This is a genomic window from Paenibacillus glycanilyticus NBRC 16618 (assembly GCF_004000805.1).
GTDB classification, from domain to species: domain Bacteria; phylum Bacillota; class Bacilli; order Paenibacillales; family Paenibacillaceae; genus Pristimantibacillus; species Pristimantibacillus glycanilyticus.
On the sequence record NZ_BILY01000055.1, the window covers coordinates 25,093 to 34,186 of the forward strand.

At 54.2% G+C, this 9,094-nt stretch carries 6 protein-coding genes and 1 riboswitch; of the genes, 1 reads left to right on the plus strand and 5 read right to left on the minus strand.

Features of this window, described 5'->3' with window-relative positions; all coding sequences use genetic code 11:
* Positions 1-3 precede the first annotated feature (3 nt).
* From PGL01S_RS28450 to PGL01S_RS28460, 3 genes are read right to left on the minus strand one after another with little or no spacing between them, the layout of a single operon-like run.
* The gene (locus PGL01S_RS28450; protein ID WP_127498717.1) at positions 4-942 is read right to left on the minus strand and encodes an ABC transporter permease; all 939 of its coding nucleotides are present in this window, start codon (positions 940-942) and stop codon (positions 4-6) included.
* The gene (locus PGL01S_RS28455) at positions 939-2,111 is read right to left on the minus strand and encodes an ABC transporter permease (RefSeq protein ID WP_127498719.1); all 1,173 of its coding nucleotides are present in this window, start codon (positions 2,109-2,111) and stop codon (positions 939-941) included. The genes PGL01S_RS28450 and PGL01S_RS28455 overlap by 4 nt, the downstream gene beginning before the upstream one ends.
* Positions 2,112-2,133: 22 nt before the next feature.
* Positions 2,134-3,519, minus strand: coding sequence for an amidohydrolase family protein (locus PGL01S_RS28460; RefSeq protein ID WP_244935800.1), 1,386 nt, complete (start codon positions 3,517-3,519; stop codon positions 2,134-2,136).
* 302 nt (positions 3,520-3,821) lie between these two features.
* Between PGL01S_RS28460 and PGL01S_RS28465 the strand changes: the two genes are divergently transcribed.
* Positions 3,822-4,280: an Lrp/AsnC family transcriptional regulator gene (locus PGL01S_RS28465; protein WP_127498721.1), complete on the plus strand. Its 459-nt coding sequence runs from the start codon at positions 3,822-3,824 to the stop codon at positions 4,278-4,280.
* Between the two features lie 44 nt (positions 4,281-4,324).
* On the opposite strand, the gene kimA is transcribed toward PGL01S_RS28465, so the two are convergent.
* Positions 4,325-6,151 (minus strand): potassium transporter KimA, encoded by a 1,827-nt coding sequence (gene kimA, locus PGL01S_RS28470; protein ID WP_127498723.1) that lies wholly within the window; start codon positions 6,149-6,151, stop codon positions 4,325-4,327.
* 155 nt (positions 6,152-6,306) lie between these two features.
* Positions 6,307-6,494: riboswitch (cyclic di-AMP (ydaO/yuaA leader) on the minus strand.
* 294 nt (positions 6,495-6,788) lie between these two features.
* On the minus strand, positions 6,789-8,951 hold the full coding sequence (gene bglX, locus PGL01S_RS28475; protein WP_127498725.1) for a beta-glucosidase BglX: 2,163 nt from the start codon (positions 8,949-8,951) through the stop codon (positions 6,789-6,791).
* Positions 8,952-9,094 lie beyond the last annotated feature (143 nt).

The following is a 9,094-nucleotide window of genomic DNA, read 5'->3' on the forward strand; positions in this document are numbered from 1 at the left end:
CTCCTAACCGTTCCGGTCTGCGAGACTTTTATAAGCAGCGGCCGTCGCGGCAGGCTGCTTGCTCTTGCCCGAGAACCAAGCGAGCGCCACCATCGTCAGCAGATAAGGAAACATCAGCATGAACTGGTACGGAATCTTAATTCCGAACGATTGGAACCGTAACTGCAGGGCATCCGCCCCGCCAAACAAGAGAGAAGCCCCCATCGTGCCAAGCGGCGTCCATTTGCCAAAAATAACCGCCGACAAGGCAATAAAACCACGGCCTGCCACCATGTTCTCCGTAAATTGATTCAGAATGCCAAGCGATAACGAGCACCCGGCTACGCCAGCCAGCATCCCGCCAATCAGGCAGCAAATATACCAGATGCGGTGAACGCGTACGCCAAGCGTATCGGCGGCCAGCGGATTCTCCCCTACCGCCCTAACCCGGAGCCCCCAATTCGTCTTGTAGAAAACAAACGCGGCAGCCGGCACCAGCAGGTAAGAAGCGTACGCAAGCACATTCTGATCAAACAACGCTTCCCCGACATACGGAATGTCGCTCAGCAGCGGAATCCGCAGGCTGGGAATCCCGTTCACCCGCACCGCCTCCTGCCCCATGCCAAGCAGGCTCCGGCCAAATACCGTTGTTATGCCTAAACCGAATAAATTAAGCGCCGTCCCGATCACAACTTGATCCGCCCCTGTCGTAATCACGAGAAAACCGAACAGCAGTCCGACAAGACCAGTAACGACAACGGCAAACCCTACGCCTGCTGCCGCACTGCCGAAATAATACGCGCCAACGACACCGGACAATGCGCCAATCAGAACCATGCCCTCCATTCCGATGTTCAGAATCCCGCTCCTCGACATGAACAGAATGCCAAGCGCGGCGAGCAGCAGCGGAACCGACAGGCGAATGGCGGAAGCCAAATAGCTGACAATCACTTCCTCGCTCATCTTGATCCCTCCCCTTTGTTCACGTTGAGAGCCGTCTCCCGCGCCGCTTGCACGGCCCTCAACTCTTCCGGACGGCTGTCGCCGCCGAATCGGGCCGCAAGCGAAGCGATCAGCCGCCGCTTCCATCCGCCGAACCAGTACCGGTTGCATACAACCAGCACAATGATCGTGGCCTGAATAACGTATACAAGCGAGGTCGAGGTACCCGTCATCCGCTGCATCGCATTGGCCCCGCTCCGCAATCCGCCAAACAGAATAGCCGAGCCGATATTGCCAAGCGGATGCGCCCCGCCGACCAGCGCGACAGCGATGCCGTCATAGCCGTAGCCGGGCGAAAAGTTCTGGAAGAGACGGTTCTGCACGCCGGCTATTTCCACGTAACCCCCGATTCCGGCAATTGCTCCGCTGACCATCATGACGAGCAGCATATTGCGGCTGACCGGAATGCCCATAACCTTCGTCGCCTGCTTGTTGAAGCCGACTGACCGGATTTCATAGCCCCAGACCGTCCGGTTCAAGACAATATACAGAATGACCGCCAGCGCAACCGCCAGCACAAAGCCGTAATGAAGCCTGGAGTCAAACAGCTTCGCAAGCAGCGCCGATTCCGGGAGCCTCGCGGACTGCGGAAGCGTACCGGACGGATCCTTCATCGGACCGGTCACCATGTAGCTGACCAAGTAGATTCCCATATAATTGAGCATGATGGTGTTGATAATCTCGCTGGCGCCTTTGAATATTTTGAGCGCCCCGGCAATACCCGCCCAGACCGCACCTCCAGCCGCACCGGCCGCAATGCAGAGAGGCAGATGCGCAAAGCCCGGAAGACCCGGTACATATAGCGCAGCCATCGTACCGGTCATCGCTCCGATATAGATCTGCCCTTCGGCACCGATATTGAACAAGCCGCTCCGGTAAGCGAACGTGTAGCATAGACCGGCGAACAAGAGCGGAGTTGCCTTGACCAGCGTTTCCTTCACGCTGTTCGCATCGCCGGCTGCGCCGTCCCAGATAAGACGGTACGCCTCCAGCGGCGATACGCCCGCCGCCGCCATCACCAACCCCCCGGCGAGCAGAGCGACAAGCACTGCTCCGGCGTAAAACAGAACCTCGACCACGGCTTTCACCCATCGTTCCGCCTTTTCGTTAACGCTCCTTGCTTCACTCATGAAGACCGCTCCTCCGCCTTCTTTATTCCACTACGCTAAATACCGGATAAGCCGTGCCCAGCCTCTGCCTCAGCACATCGACCCTTGCCTGCGCCCTTCGAATAATTTCTTCTTCGTCCACCAGCGTGCATTTGCCGCGATGAACGACAAGCTGACCGTTCACAAAAACCGAATCCACGTCATTGCCGTTTGCGTTATACACAATGGCCGAGCTGACCCGGTGAATGGGCGCGATATGCGCCTTCTGCAGATCAATAATCACGACATCCGCTTTTTTCCCCGGCTCTAGGCTGCCAAGCTCCCGCTCTCTCCCAACGGCCTTGGCCCCGTTGATTGTCCCCATCTTCAGCACCTGCATAGGCGGCAGCAGCGTTGAATCGAGCTGATCCACCTTATGCAGGCAGGCCGTGAACTTCAGCACTTCGAGATTATCCTGGCAGTTATTGCTGCCGGGACCGTCCGTCCCCAGGGCCACATTAATGCCTCGCTCCAACATCTCGGGCACGCGCGCTACGCCGGAAGCGAGATACATATTGGAAACCGGGCAATGAATTACGGTAGCCTCATTCTTCTTCAGTAAATCCAGCTCCTTATCATCCAGCCAGACGCCGTGGACGACCTGCGTATGCTTGCCGAGCAGGCCTACCGCTTCTACCAGTTCCAAATTCCGAAGCCCGAAACGTTCCATCGTATTGTCGATCTGATCCTTCGTTTCCGCGACGTGAAGGTGCGTAATCAGCTTGTTCCGCTCGCTGTACTCGGCCGCCTGCCTCAGGAAGCTCTCCGAGCAGCCGTATAAATTAAGCGGGCCAAGCGCAATGGAGATCCGGCCTTCGGCCGTTCCCTGCCAGCGATCAAGCAGAACATCCGTACGGCCGAATATTTGCTCAATCGTTTCGCTGAGCCTTGGCTCGTAGCTGAGGTCAACGCCCCCCCTGGCCATATGACCGCGAATGCCCGACTCCTGCATGGCCTTCAGGACACCGTCATCATTGCCGGCATGAGTGTGAACATAGTGGTGGTCCATAATGTAGGTCGCGCCTGACTTCAAATTCTCAATGCAGCCGATCATGGCAGCCAGATAGAAATCCTCTTCCTCCATGGCTAGAGATGCCGGCCATATGATTTGCCGAAGCCATTGCGCCAGCGGCAAATCATCGGAAACGCCCCTAATAAAGGTCTGGAACAAATGGGTGTGCCCATTCACCAGTCCGGGAATGACGGCCTTCCCCTGCGCATCCAGCAACATATCCACCTGCCGGAGAAGCTCATCCTTTGAGCCGTCTGCCGGCCACTCTCCCACCTCCGAAATAAGATCCCCCTCCATGAGAACATAACCATTAGGGATCACCCGCATCTCCTCATTCATCGTGATGACGGTCCCGTTACGAATCAGCTGCTTTTTCACACCGATCACACCCTCATGTAAGTTGATTAACCCGCAATTTGAAGTTTTCGCAACCATTCCGTATGCTTATGGTTTCGTATGTAATGTTTTATGACATGATTATATGAGCGCCCTAGCAGTGCGTCAACCACATCGTAACTAAAAAAGGGCTTTTCTGGACTGTTTTGTCATTTCCTATAGACCAATTTGGTTACTAATGTTATATTAACTGACATAAAAACAACCAAATTCGAAACCAATACCTAACATTCATCTCGCACAAAGTAGCTTAACGTGAAATTTTATCGAAGAGGAGTGGCCTCATGCATTTACTGCACTTGGATGACACAGATCAGGAAATTATCCGCCTGCTGCACGATAACGGACGGATGTCGTACGCTAAGATCGGCGAGCTTCTCAATTTATCCAGAGTCGCGATCCAGAAGCGCGTGGATGCGATGGTGAATAACGGGATTATCGAGAACTTCACCGTACGGTTAAACACAACCAAGCTCGGCAAATCCATTTCCGCTTTTTTCGAAGTTGAGGTTGAGCCTCGATTCGTAGAGCAAGCCGGGGCGCTGTTATCGGAGGAACCGGAAGTGATCAGCATCTATCAAATGACGGGACCAAGCTCGCTGCATATGCATGCGCTGCTGAAGGACGAGGAAGCGCTGGAGCACTTTTTGTTCAAAAAAATCTATGTGCTTGAAGGGATCGTAAACGTCAACACCCATATGGTTATCAAACGCTTTAAGCAGGGTACGGGGCTTGAGCTGTAGGCAGCAAAAAAAAGCCTCGATCCCGACGGGACCGAGGCTTTGGGCTATTTTTTCAAATGGTAAGGCACGGTGGTGATGATAACATCCTTGCGGTAAAGAAGCTGGGCACGGAGCATTAGGCTCGTTTGGTTATGCAAAATGTTGTGCCAGCCCTTCTTCGGAATAAACTGCGGAATAATGACGGTTACCTGGTAATTGTTCTCGCTCGCCTTGCGCTGTACCGTATCGATAAACTTGAACAGCGGATTCGAGATCGAGCGGTAAGGCGAGTGCAGAGTTACGAGCCGGACATCCGGCTGGAATCTCTCCCACTTCTCTTCGAAGATGGCTTCATCCTCTTTTTCAAAAGGAACGTACACGGCAATGATCTGTTCAGGCTTCAGCGACTTGGCATATAAAATCGAATGCTCGACAACATGCGTAATCCCCGATACCGGCAAAATCATCACGTTGCCCTCAATCGGCATCACGGGCTCGCAGGTCGCGAGGCGAAGCTGCTCGCCAACCGCTTCATAGTGCTTCTTGATCCGGTGGAACACGAAAATAATAAGCGGCAGGAAAATCAGAATCGACCATACTTGCTCGAACTTTGTTAGGAAGAACATCATCGTTACGATAAAGCTGATCAAGGCCCCAATCGAGTTAATGATGAACTTGCCAATCCAGCCCTTCGGCCTTTGGCGGAACCATTTGACCAGCATCCCCGTCTGCGACAGCGTAAACGGTATAAATACGCCAACCGCATACAACGGAATGAGATGCTCAGTCTTGCCCTGAAACGCAATGATCAGGATGATGGACAGAATCCCCAAGCTGATAATGCCGTTCGAGTAACCGAGACGGTCGCCGCGAGCCGTAAACATTCTTGGAATAAACTTATCCTTCGCCAGGTTAACGGCCAGCAGCGGGAAAGCCGAATAGCCGGTGTTTGCTGCCAGGATCAAGATAAGAGCCGTAGTACCCTGGATAAAATAATACATCGTATGGCGTCCGAATATCCCTTCGGCGATCTGCGACACAACCGTTACTTCTTCTTTCGGCGCTATACCGTAGTAATACGCCAGGAAGACGATACCCGAGAATAGGATCGAGAGCAGGCCGCCCATCGCTAATAACGTCTTGGCCGCATTGTTAGGCGCAGGATCCTTGAAGTTCGGGATCGCGTTCGAGATGGCCTCAACCCCGGTCAAAGCCGAGCTGCCGGATGCAAACGCACGAAGCAGCAGGAACAGGCTGATACCCGCAACCGGCGTTCCTAACGAGGTGTGAAGCGTAGGCGATACGTCGCCTGTGGCGATTTTGTACAAGCCTACAATGACCATGACAACAATCGCAAGCACAAATAAGTAAACGGGATAAGCAAGGATAGACGCCGATTCCGTCACGCCCCGCAGGTTTAAGATCGTAATAAAAAGGACAAACACGATAGAGATTAGTACCGAATGCTCGTGCAGGCTTGGAAAAGCGGACGTGATCGCGTCCGTACCCGCCGACACGCTTACCGCCACGGTCAATATATAATCGACCAGCAGGGCGCCGCCGGATATGAGGCCGGGGAATACCCCGAGATTTTCCTTCGATACGACATAAGCTCCCCCGCCATGCGGGTAGGCAAATATAATTTGCCGGTAAGACAGGATAAGTGCCGTTAATAAGACCAGCACCCCGACACCAATCGGAATCGAATACCAAAACGCCGCTGCGCTAACGGTCATCAAGACGAGCAAAATCTGCTCTGGCCCGTATGCAACGGATGATAAGGCATCCGAGGACAGGATCGCAAGCGCCTTCGTTTTAATGAGCTTCTGTTCCCCTAATTCCGTGGACTTGAGGGGACGCCCGATCAGTAATCTTTTGATAAGAGTAAACACACAGGTCACCGCCAACGTTGAAGTTAAACATCTAATACCTGGATACTTGGTTACTCAAACACTTATCAGTGCTAATGTAACCACTTTTGCTTTTTTCTACGCATAGAAAAAAGACCGCAGAGTATCCTCCCGCGGCCCGTAAAAATAACCGAAGTTCACCCTCTCTATCAACGCTTACAAGGTTAGCTGACGGATTCGGGCGTCTAGAGTCGCCCTACAGCCTGCTGCCGCAACATTGCGGCCGGCATGCCGATTCACCCCGGCGACAAGCATGCACTTTCCTGCCTATCGCAATTGGTTCCCCTGCTCTCCGTTTCTAACGGAAACTCAGCGAATACGAACATATGAAGTTTTGCAGATTTGATCATAGACCCGTTCCCCCATTTCTGTAAACTGCGATATAAACGCGAAAAGGGGCAGATTAGTCCATTTTCCATTCATGAATGCGGATACATATTAGGTTCACTCTCGGAATGTCGGAAATAAACCGCCATGCTTTCTTTTACCGTGAAATCGGCAGATAATCCCTGATATAGCAGTGGAGATTGGCTATTACCTGACGGGCATGCTCTATTAAAGTCGCTGTAAGCAAAAAAAGCGCGAACCTGCCTGTGGCCGGCCCGCGCTTTTTTTGTTTTTATTTCGTAAGGCGGAACGATTTCGCTTCCGCATCGCGGCTGTTAGGGCCTACAAAGACATGGAATTCGCCTGCATCGCTCTTCAGCTGCAGATCCGCATGGTAATAACGAAGCTGCTCCTCGGTAATCTCAAATGTCACCGTCTGCGTCTCGCCCGGCTGGATAGCCAGCTTGCGGAAGCCCTTCAGCTCCTTCAGCGGACGGACCACTTCGCCGGCTAGATCGCGCACGTACAGCTGGACAACCTCTTCGCCGGCAGCAGCTCCCGTGTTTGTCACGTCAACCGATACCCGAAGCGTATCTCCTGCGTTCATAACGTCCGTCGACAGGGTGGCCTCGCTGTACGAGAAGCTCGTATAGCTCAGACCGTAACCAAACGGCAGAAGCGGCGCATTCGGCATGTCCAAATATTTCGAGACGTAACGCTCATTCGCATTCTGAGGCGTAAGAGGACGTCCGGTATTGTAGTTGTTGTAGTACACCGGGACTTGGCCAACGGAATAAGGGAAAGACATCGTCAGACGTCCGGACGGATTCACGTCGCCGAACAGCACATCCGCGATCGCATTGCCGCCTTCCGTACCCGGGAACCAAACCTCGAGCAGCGCATCCGCTTCCTCGATAATACCATGCAGATCAAGCGGTCTGCCGTTGAACAGCACCACCACGATTGGCTTGCCAAGCGGCTTCAGCTTCCGAATAAGCTCCAGCTGCGCCTCTGGCAGACGGATGTCTCCGCGGCTTCCCGCTTCCCCGCTCATCTCGGAGCTTTCGCCCAGCGCCAGCACGATTACGTCGGCTTGCGATGCCGCTGCGACCGCTTCCTGAAGCTGCTCCTCGGTCACGGCATCGATGTCGGAGCCTTTCGCTACCGCAACGATATCCGCAGCCTTATGGGCAGATAGACCCGCATGCAGCTGCACCGTTTCCTCTTGCTTGCCCCAGATCGACCAAGGGCCCAGAATATCCCCGCTTTCCGCAAACGGTCCGATAAGCGCAAGCTTTTGCCCGCTGCGGAGAGGAAGCGCCTGCTGTTCGTTCTTCAACAGCACGAAGGACTTGGCCGCGATCTCGCGTGCCGCAGCCCGGTGCTCGGGCGACAGCAGCACTTCCTTCTCCCGTTCTTCGCTTGCGGCGCGGTACGGGTTCTCGAAGAGACCCAGCTTGTCCTTCAGCTTCAGAATACGGAGCACAGACTCGTCAATCAGCTTGATATCCACTTCGCCTGCTTCCACAAGCTCCTTCAAATGGTTCGCATAGTGGGAGGTCATCATTTCCATATCGACGCCGGCTTCAATCGCCTTCAGCGCGGCTTCCTTGCCGTCCGCCGCAACGCCATGCGGAATCATCTCGCCTACCGCGCCCCAGTCGGAAATCAGCATGCCGTCAAAGCCCCACTCGTCGCGAAGCAGGTTCCGCATCAGCCACTTGTTGCCGGTGGCCGGGATGCCGTCAACCGTGTTGAAGGCCGTCATCACCATCTCGCAGCCCTCGTCCAGCGCGGCTTTATAAGCCGGCAGATAGGACTCGCGCAGCTGTCTCTCCGACATGTTGACGGTATTGTAATCGCGTCCGCCCTCCGCTGCGCCGTAAGCAGCAAAATGCTTCACGCAAGCGGCAACGCGGTCCATATCGCCAGCCAGGTCATCGCCTTGGAAACCGCGGACGAAGGCACGCGCGTATTCGCTGTTCAGGTACGGATCTTCGCCCGTCGACTCCATTACGCGGCCCCAACGAGGGTCGCGGACGAGGTCCACCATCGGCGCAAACGTCACGTGGATGCCCGTAACGGCCGATTCCTTCGCTGCAATCGCGGCGCTTTTTTCCGCCAGCTCCAGGTCCCAGGTACTGCCGATCGCCAGCGTCACCGGGAAAATCGTACGGTAGCCGTGGATAATATCCGCCATAAGAAGCAGAGGAATGCCGAGGCGGCTGTTCTCCATGTATTTTTTCTGCAGGGCTATCGTTTCCTTCGCGCCAACGGCACTCAGCACGGATCCTGCATTGTTCACCATATTTTCCGTAACGCCCATCCAGGCCAGCGGCCCCGTCAGGTTAGCGTCATCTTCGCTGAGAAAATTAGGAGTAAGCTGCATCAGTTGAAAAATCTTTTCTTCCAGCGTCATTTGCTCAAGTAGAGCTGTCATTGATTGCTTCGTCACGTGGACAAACCCTCCATTTGAATCGGATGATTTCTTGTTCTCTTCCATTATACCGGTTGCCGCCGCGCCGCAATATGTCGGGAATAGCCGAAAAACTCTACAATCTGGCTGTGTGGCTGTTGAACAGATGAGTTTGGCGGGCG